The following is an 18,191-nucleotide window of genomic DNA, read 5'->3' on the forward strand; positions in this document are numbered from 1 at the left end:
AATTGGTGTGTTTCTACGCCTGCATTCGCTGGGCGTATCCCGCGAATGACAGGTGTTTTATATACACCACGGTGTCGCATTTCAACCCCTTGTGGCGAAAAAATGTCGATTGCGTTGGAAGTTTGCCCTGCCGCAACCGGGAAAAGGTGGTGGATACCGGCTGAAGGCAAAGCAAGAGGTGCTCCCAACCTATTGAATAACGTAGGGAATGGATGGCCTTGGCAACGCCGATAAATTGTTACGCAAGGCGCATATAAGGGCTTAGTTATATTGCAGAAATATAGGCCGTCAGGCGGTCTCGAGCATGACATTGGCCACCCGAAACGCTGTTGCATATGCGCGACAAGGGGTTGGCACGGATGCATCTCGGCAAGTTTGTTGCGGAAAGCCGACAGCTGAGGGAGAGCCGACGCCTGGGTTCACGAGGTCGGTGGCGTTGGCTGTAGGAGGCCAGCCCTCTGGCCGATATAGGGCGTCAGGTCAGGCCCAATCGGCCAGAGGGCTGGCCTCATACGGGGGTCCGGCCAGCGCCGGGCGGTTAGTCGAGGCCGAAGGCGCGCAGGGCGAGGCGGCGCTTGATGGGGGTGGCCTGGTCGACCAGGCGCAGGCCTAGGCCGCGCAGCTCGGGAAGGCCGGCGGCCTGGGTGCCGAACAGGAGCTTGAAGCCGTCCATCGCGCGTTGCATGAAGGCGTTTTCCGAGCGGCGGGCGCGAGTGTAGGCGCGCAGGACGGTCTCCGCGCCCGGGTCGCGGCGGGCGGGTCCGCGCAGCCCGTCGACCAGTGTACGGGCGTCGGCCAGACCCAGGTTCAGGCCCTGCCCCGCCAGCGGGTGAATGGTGTGGGCGGCGTCGCCGGCCAGCACCACGCGGCCCGCATGGTAGGTCTTTGCGTGCCGCGCGGTGAGCGGGAAGCTGGCGCGCGGGGACGTGGCGGTAATGGCCCCAAGACAGCCATCGGTCTCCTGCTCCAGTGCCGCGCAAAATGCCGCGTCGTCCAGGGCCAGCGTGTCCTCGGCGGCGGGCCACTCCGGCTGTGACCAGACGATGGAGCAGCGCCCGTCCGCAAGTGGCAGGAGCGCGATGATCCGGTCCTCGACGAAGCGCTGCCAGGCGGTGTCCTGGTGCGGGTGCTCGGTGGTGATGGTCGCGACAACGCCGCTCGCGTCGTAGTCATGCCCGGTAAACGGGATACCGACGTAGTCTCGAACATGGGAACGCGCCCCGTCGGCCGCGACCAGCAGACGGGCCGAGGCGATCGGCTGTCGGTGGTCACCGTACACATCGACCCGGTCCGGGCGGCGGTCGAGGGTTTTCCATTCGGTCTGCGGGTACAGGGCGACGCCCGCGGCCTCGAGTTCGCCCCATAGCACGGATTCAAGCGCGGCGAGCTCGACCGTCCAGCCGAGCGCCGGGACACCCAGCGCATCGGCCTCGAAGCGGATATGGCCGGGGCCGTTCGCATCCCATACGTACATGCCGGAGAACGCATGGGCGCGGCGCTGCTCCAGCGCCTCGCGCACGCCCAGCTCGTCGAGAAAGGCCATGGAGGCGGAGTTGAGCGTGGCAACCCGCGTGACCGGTGTCGTCTCCGGATCGAACTGGGGCGCGGCGTTGCGTTCCAGCACGCCAACCCGCAGGCCCTGCCGCGCGGCGCCCAGGGCAATCGCACCGCCGACGGCACCCGCGCCGACAACCAGTACGTCCAACGGTTCGTTGTGGCTGTCTTTCCTCATGGCGTGCCCTGCCCGGCTGCGGGTAGATGGGCGAGCGTATGGCGCGGCAGCGGTCCCAGCCCCATTGCGGAGCGGGCCAGCGCATCACGCGCCGGGCGCAGGCGATCGACCGCCATCATGCCGGCCCCCAGCCCGTGGCCGCGCAACCCGGCGGCATGCAGCAGACCCCGGGCGAGGAAATCCGTGGCCGCAACCACGCTACCCACATCCTGTCGCCGAACTTTCGCATAGGCCTCCAGCACGGCCGCCGCACCCGGGTCGGCGGCAAACGCTGGCGTGCCATCGGCTTGCTGCCCCGTGCGCAGCGCCCCAAGCAGGCCCGCCACGTCGCGCAGCGACAGGTTAAGCCCCTGCCCCGCCACCGGGTGCACGGAATGCGCGGCATTGCCCAGCAGCAGCGCGCGCTCGGCGACCGGCTCCGGTGCGTGGACGCGCTCCAGCGGGAAGCGCACGACCGGCCCGGCCGGACGCAGGCGCCCGAGGGTCCAGCCGAAGCGGGCCTGCAGCTCGCGCAGGCGCTCGGCCTCGTTCCTCTCCAGGCGCTGTTCGCAGGTCTGCGGCGGCGCCACCCAGACGACATTCATGCGGCCATCGGCCTGCGGCAGCAGGGCCAGCGGCCCCTCGTCGGTGAAGCGCTCGAAGGCCTGGCCGTTGTGCGGGCGGTCCGGGCGCACGTCGAATACCAGGGCGTCGGCGTCGTAGCGCAGACGCTGCACCGGCAGGCCCAGGGCCTTGCGGGTCGGGGAGCTCACGCCATCCGCGGCAAGGATCAGACGGGCGGACCAGACCGCCTCGCCCTTTGCTCCCTGGATGTGCAGCGTCCGCCGGTCGCCCTCGGCCGAATCGAGGCCGGCCAGGGTCGAGTCGTAGTGCAGGTCCACGCCGGCCGCGCGGCAGGCCTCGTTCAGCATCGGGTCCAGGGCGGCAGCCGGAACGACCTGGCCGAGCGCGGCGCGGCCATGGTCGCGCGCGTTCAGGTGGACCCGCCCCAGCCCGCCGCGACGGCTGACCACGATGGAGTGGATGGGGGTGGCCTGTTCGGCCACGGACGACCAGTAGCCGAGATCGTCCAGCAGCTGAACGGATCCGGCGGCCAGGGCGTAGCCGCGAGTGTCGGGGCGGGCGGCACCGGGCTTCGGCGCAGCGCCCCGCTCGAACAGGGCCACGGAGTAGCCGGCCCGGGAGAGGGTCGCGGCAGCCAGACTGCCGACCGGACCGCCGCCGATGATGGCGATGTCGGGGGTTTGGGTGCTCATGTCAGACCGGCAAGCCGTCGTGGGCGGCCGTTCGCGGGCAAGCCCGCTCCCACAAGGGTCGGCCCCACAGCGCCTTCGCAGGATGCCGATGAGCGCAGCGAATCGCATCAAAGGCGTGGCCACACCCCAGCGGCCGGTGCGTTTCGCGGGGCTCAACGCACCCTACGGTTTTGGGGTTGGCCGGGTTTGGGCGGGAGCGCATGATCAGGTCCAGCCCGGGAGGTCGCCGGCCATGCAGGCTTCGATGTCGTCGGGGGTCTTGGGGCAGGCGGCGGTGAGGACTTCGTGTCCGTCGCGGGTGACGGCGACGTCGTCCTCGATGCGGACTCCGATGCCGCGCAGGGCCTTCGGGGCCTCGGAGTACGGGCCGAAGTAGAGGCCCGGCTCCACGGTGGTCACCATGCCCGGCTCCAGCAGGCGCCAGGCGTCGCCGACGCGGTAGTCGCCGACGTCGTGCACGTCCAGCCCCAGCCAGTGGCCGGTGCGGTGCATATAGAAAGGCCGGTAGGCGTGGTCCTTGAGCAGCTTGTCGAGCCGGCCCTTGAGCACGCCCAGGTCCTTGAGCCCGCGGGTCAGCTCGCGCACGGCGGCGTCGTGCGGGTCGTTCCAGTGGTTGCCGGGGCGGGTCTGCTCGATGGCCGCGCGCTGGGCAGCCATCACGCACTCGTAGACCTCGCGCTGGGTGTCGCTGAAGCGCCCGGAGACCGGGAAGGTGCGGGTGATGTCGGAGGCGTAGCCATGCACCTCGCAGCCGGCGTCGATCAGCAGCAGGTCGCCGTCGTTCAGGACATCGCGGTTCTCGATGTAGTGCAGGATGCAGCCGTTCTCGCCACCGCCGACGATGGAGGGATACGCCGGTTCGGTGCCATGGCGGTAGAACTCGTGCAGCAGTTCGGCCTCGACCATGAATTCGGTCACGCCCGGGCGGGCCGCCTGCATCGCGCGGATATGGGCCTGGCAGGAGATCGCCGCCGCGTGGCGCATCATGCGCAGTTCCGGTGCCTTCTTGAACAGGCGCTGCTCGTGCACGTAGTGCTCGATCGCGACGTATTCATGCGGGGCCCGCACGCCGTTGCGCGCCTTCGCGCGGACCCGATTGACCCAGCCGAACAGCCGCTGGTCCAGCGCCTCGTCGCGCCCGAACGGGGCACACAGCACGCGCCGGTTCTCCATCAGGCCAGGCAGGATCTCGTCGATGTCCTCGATCGGGAACGCACATTCGGCGCCGTATTGCTCCATCGCCCCGTCCGGTCCGGCGCGCCGCCCCTGCCAGGTCTCCTGCGTGGGGTCGCGGTCGCGGCAGAACAGGATGTACTCCCCGGCCTCACGACCGGGGACCAACACAGCAACCGCATCCGGCTCGGGAAAGCCCGTTAGATAGAGAAAATCGCTGTTCTGGCGAAACGGGTAGTCGACATCGCGATTGCGCACCTGCTCGTGCGCCGCGGGCACCACGATGATCGAGTCGCCCCCCACGCCGCGCATCAGGCGCTGGCGCCGCCGGGCGAACTCGGCCAGGGTGATGGTCGGGGTCTTGCCGGGCAGCGGGGGGCGCGTGGGGGCATTCATTGCATCGGGATCCGTTTCGGGTCGTCCGGGGCGAGCTCGTCGGCGATCAGCAATACACCGACGCGCACGTATTCGTTGAGTTCCTCGAAGGCGGCGGCGTTGTCTTCGTCGTCCTCCGGCTCCAGCTCGATGCGCGCGATCTCGGCGAAGTCGCGCAGGATCTCGCTGGCCTCGGCCGAGGGCTTCATCTGCTGCAGCCGGGGCATCTGCCCGAAGCCGGAGATAAAGCCGTCGACCCACTCCGACAGCGCCTGGGCGCGCGCCTCGATCGGCTCGTCCTCCGGCAGCAGCGGCCCGAAGCCGAGCTCGACGTCGTACAGCTGCGCCAGCAGTGCCCGGCGGATCGCCTCCACCATCGCGCGGAAGTCGTCCGGCGCGGCATCGGTCAGTGGCAGGGCCTCGCCCAGGCTTTGTTCCAGCGCATCGACATCCGCGCCGGGATCGGCCACCACACAGCCAGTGAACAGCCCGTGGGCCGAGGCCGGCGTTTGCGCGAAGCCCATACGGCGCAGGCCATGGGCAAGCTGCTCCGCCAGGGCAGTCGGATCGGACTCGAGGCCGTCGCGTGCCTTGGGCGATTCGCCAGTGGGGGCGGCCATCAGAAGGACTCCAGACGGGCTTCATACGGAAACAGCAGGAAGCGGTAGAGGTCGTCACCCACCTGCAGGTGGGTGAACTGCGGCTCACCCAGCTTGATCGCGTTGGACCCGGTGGCCGACAGCGCATTCAGACCAAAGCGCTTCTCCTCAATCAGGTCCGCCAGCAGCTGTTCCAGCTCCGCGCGCGGGATCGACCCCGTGTTGTCCACGATGCGGCAGGGCTTGCCGTTGTGGGCGGTGCCCTCGATCACGGTGGCCTGCGGGTCGGGTTCGGGGGGCTGGGTCATGGGCGTGGCGGTTCCTGAGAAACGATATGCCGCCTATTGTGACCAGCCCGCCATGGAAGCCGCAACAAAGCGCCGTGTCCGCGCGCGTTTGGTCCTGTCGCCGCCGGCAGTCGCGGATGGCAAAAGTGAAGGAGCTCCCGCAAAAAGGTTACACAAGTTGACGATTTGCAGGGGTGCCTCCTAGACTCCATGGACTGCACCGCGCGCCGTGCGCGGTCGCCTTTACCGAACCGGGGCCTGTCGCCATGTCGTCCGAGGATTCCAGCCACGATCCCGTCGAGCGCCTTGAGACCGCGATTACGCGGCTGCTCGATGAACATGCCGCCCTGCGCGAGGAAAACCATCTGCTGCACGAGCAGGTGCGCCAGCTGAAAGGCGAGCGCGCGGCTTTCAAGGAACGCAACGAACAGGCCCGCCACCGGGTCGAGACGATGATCGCCCGCCTGCGGTCGATGGAGCACAGCGAATGAGCCAGTCCGAACCCGTACGCGTGTCGATCCTGGGCAAGGAATACCAGATCGCCTGCCCGCCCGAGGAACGCGCTGACCTGTTCGCCTCCGCCTCCCTGATCGACGAACGCATGCGCGAGCTGCGCGACACCGGCCGCGTGGTCGGCGCCGAGCGCATTGCCGTGATGGTAGCGCTGAACCTTGCCCACGAGATGCTCGAATGCCAGGAGCAGCTCAAGCGCGCCCAGCAGACCGGCCCGGCCCGCATCACCGCCATCGCCGACCGCATCGAGCAGTCGCTGGGCACACCCCGCTCCTGAACCCCCCACCCCCGCGCCGTAGGATGGGGTGAGCCAAGCGAATCCCATCAGGGGTTTGCACAGCGCGGCGAATGGTGCGTTACGGCCGGTAGATATCCACCCCGGACGGCGGATCAAAGGTAAACACGGACTCGTCGACCGGCGCATTGCGCTCGCTTCGCTCGAAGTGAATCTCGGTCTCCTGACCAAAGATGTCGCGGAAGGCCATGCGGGTCAGATCGCCATCCGGTGTCAGGTCCAGCTCGAGATGCGTAAAGTCCGCCTGCTCGTTGCGCGGGATCAGTAGCAGGCGCAGGGCCGAGGCATCGTCCACCGGCAGCACATCCATGCGGAAGTGCTCGTCCAGCCGCTCCGGCTGGGTGATCGCCGCGATCGGTGTCGCATCGAAGGCGTCTCCCAGCGGGCGCACGGTCGCCTGCGCCAGGTCCGGGTCATAGGTCCAGAGGTCCTCGCCGTCGGAAACAATCGTCTGCGGGAAGGGCTCGGTCACCTCCCAGCGCAGGCGGTTGGGCATTCCCAGCTGCATCGAGCCATCGGACTCCTGCAGCACGTACCCCGTCTCGTCGCGCACCGTCTGCGTGAACTCGGCGGTGAACGTCTCCAGTCCGTCGACAAAGCGATCCAGCGCCGCGCGCGCATCCGGCGCCGGGCCGCGCTCGGCCGCCAGCGGCCCGGCGAACAGGAACATCGTCGTCGCGGCCAGGGCGAGCAGCAGACGGGAAACAAGTCGTACAGTCATGCGGGCTCCAGTTGCATGTTTACGATGATCCTGCGCCCGGTCGCTTAACCGGGCGTGAATGCCACAACAGAAAGGGCGAGCAGGATCACAGGATCCGGTACATGGACCGGTCCGAACGTCAGTCGTTCGGCCCCGGGACTAGGACCTCGCGATTGCCATTGGACTGCACCGGGCTGACCAGTCCGGCGGCCTCCATGTCCTCGACCATGCGCGCGGCACGGTTGTAGCCGATCTTCAGGCGACGCTGGATGAACGAGATCGAGGCCTTGCGCGACTCGATCACGATCTGCACGGCCTGGTCGTAGAGCGGATCGGCCTCCGCCTCGCCCTCGCCCGGTGCCTCCAGGCCCGGGATCGCGGCGGCCCCGGCCTCCGGCTCGTCGAGGATCGCCTCGTTGTAGTCCGGCTCGCCGGTGGATTTCAGGTACTCCACCACCTGGTGGACCTCGTTGTCGCCGACGAAGGCACCATGCACGCGCTCCGGCATCGCCTTGCCCGGCGGCAGGTAGAGCATGTCGCCGTGACCCAGCAGGTGTTCGGCCCCCATCTGGTCGAGGATGGTGCGCGAGTCCACGCGCGAGGAGACCTGGAACGCGATGCGGCTGGGGATGTTCGCCTTGATCAGGCCGGTGATCACGTCCACCGACGGGCGCTGGGTGGCCAGGATCAGGTGGATGCCGGCGGCGCGCGCCTTCTGCGCCAGGCGTGCGATCAGCTCCTCCACCTTCTTGCCCACCACCATCATCATGTCGGCAAACTCGTCGACCACGATCACGATGAACGGCAACGGCTGCAGATCCGGCGCCTCGGTCTCGGTCAGCGCCTCCTCCGGCTTGAACAGCGGGTCCTTCAGCGGCTCGCCGGCGGCCTCGGCATCGCGCACCTTCTTGTTGAAGCCGCCGATGTTGCGCACACCCATCGCCGACATCAGCTTGTAGCGCCGCTCCATCTCCGCCACCGCCCAGCGCAGGGCGTTGGAGGCATCTTTCATGTCGGTGACCACCGGGCACAGCAGGTGCGGGATGCCCTCGTACACCGACAGCTCCAGCATCTTCGGGTCGATCAGGATCAGGCGCACGTCGTCCGGTGTGGACTTGTACAGCAGCGACAGCAGCATCGCGTTCACGCCGACCGACTTCCCGGAGCCGGTCGTCCCGGCCACCAGCAGGTGCGGCATCTTCGCCAGATCCGCCATCACCGGGCCGCCGCCGATGTCCTTGCCGAGCGCCATCGTCAGCGGCGACTTGTTCGCGTCGAACAGCTCGGAGCGCAGGATCTCCGAGAGCGCCACGATTTCGCGGTTCTCGTTGGGGATCTCCAGGCCCACCGTGGACTTGCCCGGGATCACCTCGACGATGCGCACTGCGATCACCGACAGCGAACGCGCCAGATCGGTGGACAGCCCGGAGATGCGAGAGGCCTTGACCCCGGCGGCCGGCTGCAGCTCGAAGCGCGTGATCACCGGGCCCGGCTGCACCGCGACCACCTCGACCTCCACGCCGAAGTCCTTCAGCTTCAGCTCGACCAGGCGCGACAGCGCCTGCAGCGACTCCTCCGAAAAACCATCCGGCGGGGGCGGCGGCTCGTCCAAGAGGGACAGCGGCGGACGCGGATCGGCCCCGGACCCTTCGGTGAACAGCGGGACCTGCTTTTCCTTCTGTACGCGCGGACTGGGCGCAGGCGCCTCGATGCGCGGCTCCACACGCGAGGGGGCACGCTTCTCGGTGCGCTTGCGCTCCTTCTCCACCCGCGTCTCGCGTTCGGCGCGTTCGCGCGCGCCGATGCGGCGATCCCGGGCCGAATCCAGCTGGGCGCGCAGCCGCTCGAAGCCACGAATGGTCAACTGCCCCAGTCGATCCATCAACAGGAACCACGACAGCCCGGTGAACAGCGTCACCCCGGCCAGAAACAGCGCCAGCAGCACCAGCGTCGCCCCGACCAGGCTCAGCCCGGCCACGGCCCAGCCGCCGAACAGGTCCCCGAGGATGCCACCCGCGTGCACCGGCATCCCGCCCGGGAGCAGGTGCAGCGCGGCCAGCGCCGCACCCGAGATCAACGCCACGATCAGCGCGACCCCGCGCACGGTCAGCTCCATCGGGCTGGCGATCCGCGCCTCGCGGCGATGCCGGAACAGCCACCAGCCGATGCCGCCGACCGCCAGCGGAATGAGGTAGGCCAGATAGCCCAGCAGGTGAAACGCGATGTCCGCAAACCAGGCGCCGGTGGTGCCACCCAGGTTGCGCAGGCTCTCGCCGTCGCCGGTAGTGGACCAAGCGGCATCGCCCGGGTGATAGCTCACCAGGGCGACCAGCAGATAAAGCGCCAGCATGCCGAAGATCAGCAGAGCACCCTCGCGCAGCCCGCGCAGCAACTGCCCGCTCAGGCTCGGTGCCGCGGCCGGCTCCGCCGTCTTCCTGCCCTTGCCCCCGGATTTGGCCTTGCTTGCGGCCATGCGCTCCCCATCGTGTTCGGCCCGCGACGCGGGCATTGCGAATCATCGCGCAGTTTACCGGTTAAAACAGCGTTCGTGGTGCCAGGCCAGCCAAGCCTGAGAACCGAGTCCGGTCCAGTTGCCTGTTTGCCCCCACACAGTGAGCCCTGCCATTGTGGGAGCGGGCTTGCCCGCGAAGCTCCCTCAGTCCCGCCGCCACCCCCAGACCGCGAACACCGGATCGGCATGCTCCAGCCGCCCGGCATACGGGTCATCCGGCGGGCGCGGCAGGCCGCGCAGTGAGAGCGTGGAAAGATCGTCGAATCCTGCACGCAGAAACAAATCGAGTACCAGCCCCATACGCTCGAAGTCGTACAACGGCTCCCAGACCGCGATCGCCTTGGTCGGAAAGCAGCGATCGGAGAAGGTCACCACGAACACCCCACCCGGGCGCAGAAGCTCGCGCACCGAGGCGAATACCGCCTGTGGGCGCGTCAGGTATTCCACCGAGGCGGTGCACACCACCGCATCGAAGCTCGCGGACGGCAGCGGAATCGCCGGCTGTCGGTTCAGGTCGTGCACCAGGCCCTGATCCAGGGCTTCGTTAGCGGCCAACTCGTCGTGGTTCATACCCAGTCCAGTGACCAAGTCGGGCTCTCGAACTTGATCGAGGTGCGATGCCCAGCTGCTCATCAGGTCCAGCACCCGCGCGCCCTGCGGGATCAGCGTGGCGTACAGCGCCGCGATCCGGGCACGGGCCGTGGCATCCAGGTGATGCACCATGCGCGGCCCGGCGTAGAAGTCGCGATCGGGCGCGGAATCCTCGCGCTCGCAGGCATCTCCCGACCAGAAGTCCGTCGGCCGCCCGTGCCAGCGCGCCTGCATCCCCGGCCCACGCGCCGTCAGAAGCCGTGCCACGTCCACCGCCCGATCGTCGTCGCGCCCCTGCTCGTGAAACGCAATTACTCGGGCGCGCAGTTGCAGGTCCACGCCCGCCAGCGGATGGTTCAGGTCCGCGACGAGCCGCGCGTCCTCCAGCGCACCGATGCGGAACAGTTCGCGGTCACCGGCCTCGACGCCGGCGTGGCCGGCGATGAACGCGCGCGGATAGAAACGCCCGGCACGGGGTTCCACCACCCGATGCCGCCGCAGACGTCTGTTGAACGCTGTCGACGGCAGCTCGACTTCCCCTGCCGGGTCCCGCCCTGGGGCCAAAGGTGCCCCCGGAACGTCTACTGCCTCGCCGACATCCGCGCCGGCCAGCTGCGACCCGATGGCGCCCGGCCAGACGTCGTGCGCCGGCATTAGCCACGGCAGGAAGAGACACTCGCGGTGCCGCGCCTCGGCACTGCTCCAGTCCAGGGTAAAGCCGACATCCAGCGCCGGGCGCGGCGTACCCATGGCCGCTGGCGCGCGTTCCGGGCAGGCAAAGGGGTCGTACATCGGTTGGTGTTTCCCTGTGGGCATTCCGGGTATGGTACGGCGAATCACCTTGAGGATATGCCCATGCCCCGTAGCGGTCGGCCCGTTGGCGCCCTGTTGTACCTGATCGTTCTGACTGTGCTCGCAGGGCTGCTGGCTGCCCCTGCCGCGGCCCAAGTCCCCGGGGCCGCGGCCGACTCCGATCTCAATGGGACTGAAACGCTGCGAGTCGGCACCCGCTTCGTACCGCCGTTCGTGATCCCGCCGGACAATGCCGAGGGCCACCCCACCGGCATCGCGATCGAACTGTGGGAGCGGGTCGCGGAACGCCTGGAACTGAACTACGAGTACCGCGAGACCAGCCTCAAGGGGCTGATCGACGGGCTGGGGGACGGACGTATCGATGTCTCGGTCGCCGCCCTGACCGCCACCGCGGACCGCGCCGAGCGGGTCGACTTCACCCATCCCTACTACACCACCGGGCTGTCCATTGCCGTGCCCCAGCAGGGCAACCCGGTGGCCGGGGCGGTGCGGGCCTTCATCTCCGTCCCCTTCCTGATGGTGGTGCTGGCCCTGGTCGGACTGCTCCTGCTGGTGGGCGCGCTGCTGTGGCTGTTCGAGCGCCGGCGCAACGCCGACGAGTTCGGCGGCAACGCCGCCCAGGGGCTCGGCTCCGCGTTCTGGTGGGCTGCGGTCACCATGACCACGGTCGGCTATGGCGACAAGGCCCCGCGCACCCTGCCGGGGCGGATGATCGCGCTGGTCTGGATGTTCGCCGCGCTGATCCTCGTCTCCACCTTTACCGCCGCGATCGCGACCACGCTGACAGTCAGCTCGCTGGATACGGGGATCCAGAATGTCTCCGACCTGGAGGGCCAGCGCATCGCCACCATCGGCGGCTCCAGCGCCGCCGCCTGGCTGAATGAACAGGGCTTTGCCTACCGGGACCACCAGGACCTGACGTCCGCCCTCACGGCGGTGGCCGAGGGACGCGCCGACGCGATGGTCTACGACGCCCCACTGCTGCGCTACCAGACACGCGAACACTTCGCCGGCGAACTGGAGGTCCTGCCGGTGGAGTTCCTGCGCCAGGACTACGCCCTCGCCCTACCCCAGGGCTCGCCCCTGCGCGCCCCGATGAACGTCGCTATCCTCGAGATTCTGGAATCCGACGACTGGCAGCGCGTGCTGCGCCGCTATCTGGGCAACTGACCGGTCTGGCAGGGAGTTAATACATCATGGCCGAAACATTTCTGGTAGCCATCGTTGACCAGGACCGCGAGGACCTGGCGCTGGCGATCGCCGCCGAGGAAGGCGGCGCGGACGGCACGGTGATGCACGGCGCGGGGCTCGGCTTTCCGGATCATATGACCTTTCTCGGCGTGACCTACCAGGGCCGGGAGTCGGTCTGCATCTGGGAGCTGGACGAGAAACGCGCCGAGCGCATCGCCCGCCGCCTGAACCTGGAACTGGACCTCCTGCAGCCGTACAACGGTCTGGCCTTCACGCTGGATGCCCAGGCCCTGACGGGCATGCAGTTCGTCGGTGCCCCTGCCCAATCCTAATCTCCTGCGCGAGGAACGCCATGCGATTCGTACTGCTCGCCGCCGTGGTCCCGCGCAACCGGGCCGACCGTGCCATCGAGACCGTCCGCCGCGAGGGCGCGGCCGGCCTGACGCTGTTGGAGGGCCAGGGCATTGCCCAGCTGCGCCGCGCACCGATCATGGACCTGAAGGACTCCGCGGCCCGCAACGTGCTGCTGATGGTCCTGGAGGCCAGCCTCGCCGAACGGCTGCTGAAGCGCCTGGATGAAGAACTCGCGCTTAGCGAGGTGGGGAACGGCTTCGCGTTCACCCTGCCGATCAAGGACATCGCCGGCATCAAGCCGGAGCAGATCGAACACCTGCGCAAGACACTGGAGCAGGGTTCACCGTAGAGGCCACTGCTCGGTACACAGGATTCCGAGTAGAGCTACCTCTTCTTCGGGTCACGCCGACCGCGCAACGCCCGCCACCAGCCGTACCACGGCAGGGTGAGCCCGTCGCCCCCGGCCCCGTGGCGCAGAAAGGCCAGACCCGCCTGTTTGACCTGCCCGGCCTCGTCGACCTCGCGCACGATCAGGTCCGCAGAACCGAAGCTCACCCGGTCGCCCACGATCGGCTCCCCCGGGAGTTCCTGCGCCAGGTATTCGGCGATGGTCCGCTTCGCGTCCACGCCATCGCAGGACACCCCGTACATCTCGCACAGATCGGCCAGCGGTTTCTCCGGGTGTAGCGGCAGTTCGCCGAAGAACTCCGAGTCTTCGTGGTCGGGGATGCGCGGGCTGGCGAACAGGCGGTCCAGCAACGGCACGTACTCCGGCACCACGAAGATGTAGACATAGTCCCCCGGCGTCAGATGCCCGGCCTGCTGATAGCGCACCGAACGCCCCTCGCGCACCACCAGCGACGGGCGCGCCCAGCGTGGCAGGCGGGCGCCGCGCAGCACCGGGCTGTCCTCGATCACGCGGTACACCGCCAGTTCATGCCGCGGGCTGCCGGGCAGTTCCAGTTGCACACGCTCGACGGGGCCCATCTCCGGCGGCACCACCAGCCCGAGCCGCTCGGCCACCGGGCGAATCGTCCAGCCCTGCACCAGCAGCGAGACCAGCACCATCATGAACACGATGTTGAAGAACACCTCGCCGCCCTCGACCCCGGCCACCATCGGCAGGATCGCCAGCAGGATCGACACCGCCCCGCGCAGGCCCACCCAGGAGACGAACGCGGTGCTGCGCCAGTCCTGGCGAAAGGGCAGCAGGCACAGCCAGACCGCCAGCGGCCGGGCAACCAGGATCAGCACCAGGCCCAGCGCCAGGGCCGGCAACGCCAGCGACGGAAACTCCGAGGGTGTGGCCAGCAGCCCCAGGATCAGGAACATGCTGATCTGCGCCAGCCAGGTCAGTCCCTGCTGCTGTCGGTGCAGCTTCGCCGCGCCCCGCATCTTGCGATTGCCCGCCACGATGCCCGCCACATAGGCGGCCAGGAACCCGCTGCCGCCCAGCCAGCCGGCCAGCGCGAACAGGCTGACCGCACCGGCCATTACCGCGATGGGATAAAGCCCCTCCTCCAGCGGCAGGCGGTTGACCAGTTCCACCAGCAGATAGCCACCCACCACGCCCAGCAGGAGGCCCAGCCCCATCTGCCACAGGAATTCCGTAGCAAACAGTGTGGCCAGGCCACCAACCGTGGTGCCGGACAGGATCCACTCGATGAAGACCACGGTCAGGAAGATCGCCATCGGGTCGTTGGAGCCCGACTCCACCTCCAGGATGGAGCGCACGCGGCGGTTGATCTTCACCCCGCCCACCCGCAGCAGGAAGAACACCGCCGCGGCATCCGTGGAACTGATCAACGCCCCCAGCAACAGCGCATAGCCCCAGGGCAGATCCAGCAACCAGTGGGCGGCCGCGCCCAGCAACAGCGTGGTCAGGGCGACCCCGACCGTGGCCAGCACGATGGCCGGGCCCGCCGCCCGGCGCAGGGTTCGCAGCCGAGTGCCAAAGCCGGAGTCGAACAGGATCACGGCCAGCGCAAGGCTGCCGATCAGGAACGCGGTATTGGGGTCATCGAACTCGAGCCCGAGGCCGTCTTCGCCGGCGAGCAGGCCGATCCCCAGGAACACAAGCAACAGCGGTGCACCCAGCCGGAACGACAACGCCGACGTCAGCACCGAGACCACGATCAGCCCGGCACCAATCAGGATCAGCTGGAAAATCCAGTCCATCGAAGCCCTTTATGTCCTTCGGACCCACGTGCGGCCCATCATCGCATGATCACCCCAGAACCGGCCTCCAGGGGACGCCCCCGGACAAGAATCAGCCGCTCTCAATGCGCTCGACAAGTCCTTGCACTTGCCTCGGCCCCGGCCACGGAATACTGTATTTATGAACAGTTACCCGTGGAGTATTCGCCGTGTCCCTGACCGCGCGCCAGCAGGCCATCCTCGACTACATCATCGAGACCGTCGCCACCCAGGGCACGGCCCCGACGCGCAGCGAGATCGCCCGTGCCTTTGGTTTCCGCTCGCCCTACGCGGCCGAATGCCACCTGAAGGCCCTGGAGAAAAAGGGCGCGATCGAACTGGTGGGCGGGGCCGCGCGCGGCATCCGCCTGGCCGGTGCGCATGCGGCCCGACCCGCCGAGCTGCCTCTGGTCGGGCGCGTGGCGGCCGGCTCGCCCATCCTCGCCACCGAGCACATCGAACGCCACTACCGAATCGACGAAAGCCTGTTCCGGACCCGCCCGGACTACCTGCTGCGCGTGCACGGCGAGAGCATGCGCGACGCCGGCATCCTCGATGGCGACCTGCTGGCCGTCCGCCAGACCCCGGAGGCCCGCGCCGGCCAGATCGTCGTGGCCCGCATCGAGGACGAGGTGACGGTCAAGCGTTTCGAGCAGGACGGTGCCCGCGTGCGCCTGCTGCCGGAGAACCCCGACTTCGCCCCGATCGAGATCAACCTGGAGCGTCAGGAGCTGGCGATCGAAGGCATCGGGGTCGGCGTACTGCGCGATCTTGAAGCGCAGGGCTAAGCCCGTGCCTTCCATTGATGCCCTGCTCGATCATCCGGCGCTGTGGCGCGGGCGCAGCGCCGCCCCTGCCGCGAATGCCCCGGTCTGGCCGAGCGGCCACCCGGCGCTGGACCGGGCCCTGGGGGGCGGCTGGCCGCGCGGCCAGCTGATCGAACTCCTGGGCACCCCCTTTGGCTGCGGCGAGACCCGCCTGCTGGTCCCCATGCTCGCCGCCTGCGGCCGCGAAGGCTACTGGATCGCGCTGCTGGCGCCGCCCGCCACGCCCTGGCTGCCCGGCTGGCAGCCGCTCGGCATCCCGCCGGAACGGGTGCTGATGATCCGCACCGAACACGACCGCGACACCCTCTGGGCCAGCGAGCAGTGCCTGCGTGACCCGGCCTTCGGCGTCCTGCTGGCCTGGCTGGGCGGCCCGGTGGAAACGGCACTTTTGCGCCGACTGCGCCTGGCCGCAGCCGAAAGCCAGGCCTGCACCATCCTGTACCGCCCGCCACGTGCCACGGAGCAGCCCTCCCCGGCCCACCAGCGCCTGCGCTGGAAGCCCGACACCGACGGCCTCGAGCTGCACTGCCTGAAGGGCGTCGGCGACTGGGCCCGTTCCGGCCAGCCCCTGCACATCCCGATGCCCTGAGATGGGCCATCCGGAGCGACCACAAGCCGTCCCGCACCCGCGTGCCTCGCGCCCGGCCCGCGCATGGCGCCAGCCAACCCTGATTCCGCCCTCGGAGCACCCAGCGGAGCCCGGTCCTGCCCCACGGGTCAAACCACGCTCGGCAAACGAACAGTGGATGGCAGTCGAGCTGCCGCACCTGGCGCTGGAGACCCTGGCGCGTGCCGAGGCGGACCGTTCACGGCTGACCGAGCGCCCCCTGCTGGTGGTCGAGGCCGGCGCTGCGCCGCGCGTGCATGCCGCCAATCGCGCCGCGCGCCGCGCCGGGGCCGGACCGGGCATGGCGCTGGCCGATGCCCTCGCCGTCCTCGACACCCCGGAACTCGTCGAGCACGACCCGCAGGCCCAGACCGCGCAGATCGCCATGCTGGCCGGCGTGCTGCTGCAGTTCTCCGATCACGTGCACCCGGAGCCGGACGCCCGGCGCATCCTGCTGGAGGTCGGCCGCAGCCGGCGCCTGTTCGGCGGGCTCGCCGCCCTGCGGGAACGGGTGCGGGACGCCCTGAAGGGGCTGGGCTTCCACCCGCGCATTGGCGTGGCGCGCAGCCCGGCCGCCGCGCGCCTGCTGGCCACCCTGCGTAATCCCGCGATCCCCGAAGATAGCGAGGCCCTGCGCCGCACCCTGTCACCGGTGCCGCTGGAGGCCCTGCCACTGTCCGCCGCGACCCGGGAGGGCCTGCAGGCCATCGGCCTGCGTCGGCTCGGTGACCTGCTGCGCCTGGCGCGCCCCGAACTCGCGCGGCGCCACGGCCCGAAGTTGCTGGCACTGCTGGATCGGCTGCTGGGGCGGCGCACGGAGACCCTGCCGCGCTTCGACCCGCCCCCGGAGCTGTACCTGACACTACGCCTGGAACACGAGATTCACGCGACCGGGGCCCTGGCCTTCCCGCTCAAGCGCCTGCTGCGCCGGGCCGAGGCCCAGCTGCGCGGCCTGAACCGCAGCCTGCAGGGGATGACGCTGGAGCTGAAACACCGCGAGGAACATACCCGGATTACCTCTACCCGAATCGCCCCTACCCGAATAACGCTGGAGCGCGGCCACCCCGGTATCCGCGCCGAGGACTGGCTGCCCCTGTGGCAGACCCGACTGGAACGCGAGGCCCTTCCCGCCCCGGTCATCGGCCTGCGCCTGCGGGCCACGCGGCTGCTCGATCCGCCCACGCAGGGCGCCAGCCTGCTGGCCGAGACCCCGGGCCATCCGCCGCCGGACTCGCAGTTGCCGGCCGTGCTGGCCCGTCTGAGCGCGCGTCTGGGCGAGCAGGCGATCGTCCGGCTCACCGCAAGCGGCATCCCGCGCCCCGAAGCTGCTCAGGGCACGCGACACGATCTCGACGCGGCGGCCTCGCCTCCGCCGCCGACACCCGCGCAAATGATTTGCGGCACAGCGCTGTGGCTACAGGACCCGCAACCGATCCCGCCCCCACTGCAGGCGCACGGGCTGGGTCGACTGGAGGATGGCTGGTGGGACCGCGGGCAGGATGTGCGCCGCGATTACGCGGTCACGCGCGACCGGCAGGGTCGCAGACTGTGGCTGTACCGCTGCCTGCGCAGCGGCCAGTGGTTCCGGCAAGGCTACTGGGGGTGACCCGTCAGACGCGGTAGTACTCGCGATACCACTCGACGAACCGGGCGATACCGTCTTCCACCGCGGTCGCGGGGGCATAGCCCACGTCCTCGCGCAGGGCCTCGACATCGGCGTAGGTGTCCGGCACATCGCCCGGCTGCAACGGCAGGAGATTCTTCTCCGCCTTCTTGCCCAGACAGTCTTCCAGCACCTCGATGTAGCGCATCAGCTCCACCGGCTCGTGGTTGCCAATGTTGTACAACCGGTAGGGCGCTGCACTGGTGGCCGAGTCCGGTGTCTCGCCACTCCAGTCCGGATTGGGCTGTGCCGGGCGATCCAGCGTGCGGATCACGCCCTCGACGATGTCGTCGATGTAGGTGAAGTCGCGCCGGTGGTGGCCGTAGTTGAAGACGTCGATCGGCTCGCCCGCCAGGATCTTCCGGGTGAACAGGAACAGCGCCATGTCCGGGCGACCCCAGGGGCCATAGACGGTAAAGAAGCGCAGGCCCGTGACCGGCAGGTTGTAGAGATGGCTGTAGGTGTGCGCCATCAATTCGTTGGCCTTCTTGCTCGCGGCGTAGAGGC

At 68.9% G+C, this 18,191-nt stretch carries 18 protein-coding genes; 8 read left to right on the forward strand and 10 right to left on the reverse strand.

The window, feature by feature from the left end; all coding sequences use genetic code 11:
• Positions 1–538 precede the first annotated feature (538 nt).
• The 5 genes from F623_RS0112270 to F623_RS0112290 all read right to left on the reverse strand — a co-directional run bounded on the left by F623_RS0112270 (position 539) and on the right by F623_RS0112290 (position 5,443).
• Complete coding sequence (locus F623_RS0112270; RefSeq protein ID WP_018868745.1) at positions 539–1,732, reverse strand: FAD-dependent monooxygenase; 1,194 nt, start codon at positions 1,730–1,732, stop codon at positions 539–541.
• Positions 1,729–2,988 carry an FAD-dependent monooxygenase gene (locus F623_RS0112275; RefSeq protein ID WP_018868746.1) on the reverse strand — a complete coding sequence of 420 codons (1,260 nt, stop codon included), beginning with the start codon at positions 2,986–2,988 and terminating at the stop codon, positions 1,729–1,731. The genes F623_RS0112270 and F623_RS0112275 overlap by 4 nt, the downstream gene beginning before the upstream one ends.
• A 204-nt stretch (positions 2,989–3,192) precedes the next feature.
• Positions 3,193–4,557 (reverse strand): Xaa-Pro aminopeptidase, encoded by a 1,365-nt coding sequence (gene pepP, locus F623_RS0112280; RefSeq protein ID WP_018868747.1) that lies wholly within the window; start codon positions 4,555–4,557, stop codon positions 3,193–3,195.
• The gene (locus F623_RS0112285) at positions 4,554–5,156 is read right to left on the reverse strand and encodes a UPF0149 family protein (RefSeq protein ID WP_018868748.1); all 603 of its coding nucleotides are present in this window, start codon (positions 5,154–5,156) and stop codon (positions 4,554–4,556) included. Before F623_RS0112285 ends, pepP begins: the two co-directional genes overlap by 4 nt.
• The gene (locus F623_RS0112290; protein ID WP_018868749.1) at positions 5,156–5,443 is read right to left on the reverse strand and encodes a hypothetical protein; all 288 of its coding nucleotides are present in this window, start codon (positions 5,441–5,443) and stop codon (positions 5,156–5,158) included. Before F623_RS0112290 ends, F623_RS0112285 begins: the two co-directional genes overlap by 1 nt.
• A gap of 245 nt (positions 5,444–5,688) precedes the next feature.
• Here F623_RS0112290 and zapB point away from each other — a divergent pair, with 245 nt between their 5' ends.
• Entirely contained in the window at positions 5,689–5,913 is a 225-nt protein-coding gene (zapB, locus tag F623_RS0112295) for a cell division protein ZapB (RefSeq protein WP_018868750.1), read from the forward strand.
• Positions 5,910–6,212: a cell division protein ZapA gene (locus F623_RS0112300; protein WP_018868751.1), complete on the forward strand. Its 303-nt coding sequence runs from the start codon at positions 5,910–5,912 to the stop codon at positions 6,210–6,212. The genes zapB and F623_RS0112300 overlap by 4 nt, the downstream gene beginning before the upstream one ends.
• 79 nt (positions 6,213–6,291) lie before the next feature.
• Here the strand turns inward: F623_RS0112300 and lolA are convergent, their stop codons facing one another.
• The 3 genes from lolA to F623_RS0112315 form a co-directional block, all read right to left on the reverse strand.
• Complete coding sequence (lolA, locus tag F623_RS0112305) at positions 6,292–6,951, reverse strand: outer membrane lipoprotein chaperone LolA (RefSeq protein ID WP_018868752.1); 660 nt, start codon at positions 6,949–6,951, stop codon at positions 6,292–6,294.
• A gap of 118 nt (positions 6,952–7,069) precedes the next feature.
• On the reverse strand, positions 7,070–9,439 hold the full coding sequence (locus F623_RS0112310; protein WP_018868753.1) for a DNA translocase FtsK: 2,370 nt from the start codon (positions 9,437–9,439) through the stop codon (positions 7,070–7,072).
• 147 nt (positions 9,440–9,586) lie between these two features.
• Entirely contained in the window at positions 9,587–10,825 is a 1,239-nt protein-coding gene (locus tag F623_RS0112315; protein WP_018868754.1) for a methyltransferase domain-containing protein, read from the reverse strand.
• Positions 10,826–10,888: 63 nt separating this feature from the next.
• Here F623_RS0112315 and F623_RS0112320 point away from each other — a divergent pair, with 63 nt between their 5' ends.
• The 3 genes from F623_RS0112320 to F623_RS0112330 are packed head-to-tail and all read left to right on the forward strand — an operon-like array spanning position 10,889 to position 12,740.
• On the forward strand, positions 10,889–12,016 hold the full coding sequence (locus F623_RS0112320) for a transporter substrate-binding domain-containing protein (protein ID WP_018868755.1): 1,128 nt from the start codon (positions 10,889–10,891) through the stop codon (positions 12,014–12,016).
• A 26-nt stretch (positions 12,017–12,042) separates the two neighbouring features.
• The gene (locus F623_RS0112325) at positions 12,043–12,369 is read left to right on the forward strand and encodes a hypothetical protein (RefSeq protein WP_018862809.1); all 327 of its coding nucleotides are present in this window, start codon (positions 12,043–12,045) and stop codon (positions 12,367–12,369) included.
• Between the two features lie 20 nt (positions 12,370–12,389).
• Positions 12,390–12,740 carry a hypothetical protein gene (locus tag F623_RS0112330; protein WP_018862810.1) on the forward strand — a complete coding sequence of 117 codons (351 nt, stop codon included), beginning with the start codon at positions 12,390–12,392 and terminating at the stop codon, positions 12,738–12,740.
• A gap of 35 nt (positions 12,741–12,775) precedes the next feature.
• On the opposite strand, the gene F623_RS0112335 is transcribed toward F623_RS0112330, so the two are convergent.
• Complete coding sequence (locus tag F623_RS0112335) at positions 12,776–14,569, reverse strand: potassium/proton antiporter (protein ID WP_018862811.1); 1,794 nt, start codon at positions 14,567–14,569, stop codon at positions 12,776–12,778.
• A gap of 188 nt (positions 14,570–14,757) precedes the next feature.
• Here F623_RS0112335 and lexA point away from each other — a divergent pair, with 188 nt between their 5' ends.
• From lexA to F623_RS0112350, 3 genes are all read left to right on the forward strand, one after another.
• Entirely contained in the window at positions 14,758–15,375 is a 618-nt protein-coding gene (lexA, locus tag F623_RS0112340; protein ID WP_018862812.1) for a transcriptional repressor LexA, read from the forward strand.
• 4 nt (positions 15,376–15,379) lie between these two features.
• Positions 15,380–16,003 (forward strand): translesion DNA synthesis-associated protein ImuA, encoded by a 624-nt coding sequence (gene imuA, locus F623_RS0112345; protein WP_018862813.1) that lies wholly within the window; start codon positions 15,380–15,382, stop codon positions 16,001–16,003.
• A gap of 157 nt (positions 16,004–16,160) precedes the next feature.
• On the forward strand, positions 16,161–17,627 hold the full coding sequence (locus tag F623_RS0112350; RefSeq protein WP_018862814.1) for a DNA polymerase Y family protein: 1,467 nt from the start codon (positions 16,161–16,163) through the stop codon (positions 17,625–17,627).
• Positions 17,628–17,631: 4 nt separating this feature from the next.
• On the opposite strand, the gene F623_RS0112355 is transcribed toward F623_RS0112350, so the two are convergent.
• A partial coding sequence (locus F623_RS0112355) for an NAD-dependent epimerase/dehydratase family protein (protein ID WP_019572185.1) occupies positions 17,632–18,191 on the reverse strand: 560 nt, incomplete at its 5' end.

It is taken from the genome of Thioalkalivibrio sp. ALD1, assembly GCF_000381245.1.
Lineage (GTDB): Bacteria > Pseudomonadota > Gammaproteobacteria > Ectothiorhodospirales > Ectothiorhodospiraceae > Thioalkalivibrio.

Excerpts from the sequence above, each read along its gene's own strand:
- F623_RS0112270 (WP_018868745.1), bottom strand. The coding sequence starts at position 1,732 with ATGAGGAAAGACAGCCACAACGAACCGTTGGACGTACTGGTTGTCGGC.
- F623_RS0112300 (WP_018868751.1), top strand. The coding sequence starts at position 5,910 with ATGAGCCAGTCCGAACCCGTACGCGTGTCGATCCTGGGCAAGGAATAC.
- F623_RS0112315 (WP_018868754.1), bottom strand. The coding sequence starts at position 10,825 with ATGTACGACCCCTTTGCCTGCCCGGAACGCGCGCCAGCGGCCATGGGT.
- F623_RS0112285 (WP_018868748.1), bottom strand. The coding sequence starts at position 5,156 with ATGGCCGCCCCCACTGGCGAATCGCCCAAGGCACGCGACGGCCTCGAG.
- zapB (WP_018868750.1), top strand. The coding sequence starts at position 5,689 with ATGTCGTCCGAGGATTCCAGCCACGATCCCGTCGAGCGCCTTGAGACC.
- F623_RS0112330 (WP_018862810.1), top strand. The coding sequence starts at position 12,390 with ATGCGATTCGTACTGCTCGCCGCCGTGGTCCCGCGCAACCGGGCCGAC.
- lolA (WP_018868752.1), bottom strand. The coding sequence starts at position 6,951 with ATGACTGTACGACTTGTTTCCCGTCTGCTGCTCGCCCTGGCCGCGACG.
- pepP (WP_018868747.1), bottom strand. The coding sequence starts at position 4,557 with ATGAATGCCCCCACGCGCCCCCCGCTGCCCGGCAAGACCCCGACCATC.
- F623_RS0112320 (WP_018868755.1), top strand. The coding sequence starts at position 10,889 with ATGCCCCGTAGCGGTCGGCCCGTTGGCGCCCTGTTGTACCTGATCGTT.
- F623_RS0112335 (WP_018862811.1), bottom strand. The coding sequence starts at position 14,569 with ATGGACTGGATTTTCCAGCTGATCCTGATTGGTGCCGGGCTGATCGTG.
- F623_RS0112310 (WP_018868753.1), bottom strand. The coding sequence starts at position 9,439 with ATGCCCGCGTCGCGGGCCGAACACGATGGGGAGCGCATGGCCGCAAGC.
- F623_RS0112350 (WP_018862814.1), top strand. The coding sequence starts at position 16,161 with ATGGCAGTCGAGCTGCCGCACCTGGCGCTGGAGACCCTGGCGCGTGCC.
- F623_RS0112275 (WP_018868746.1), bottom strand. The coding sequence starts at position 2,988 with ATGAGCACCCAAACCCCCGACATCGCCATCATCGGCGGCGGTCCGGTC.
- F623_RS0112325 (WP_018862809.1), top strand. The coding sequence starts at position 12,043 with ATGGCCGAAACATTTCTGGTAGCCATCGTTGACCAGGACCGCGAGGAC.
- F623_RS0112290 (WP_018868749.1), bottom strand. The coding sequence starts at position 5,443 with ATGACCCAGCCCCCCGAACCCGACCCGCAGGCCACCGTGATCGAGGGC.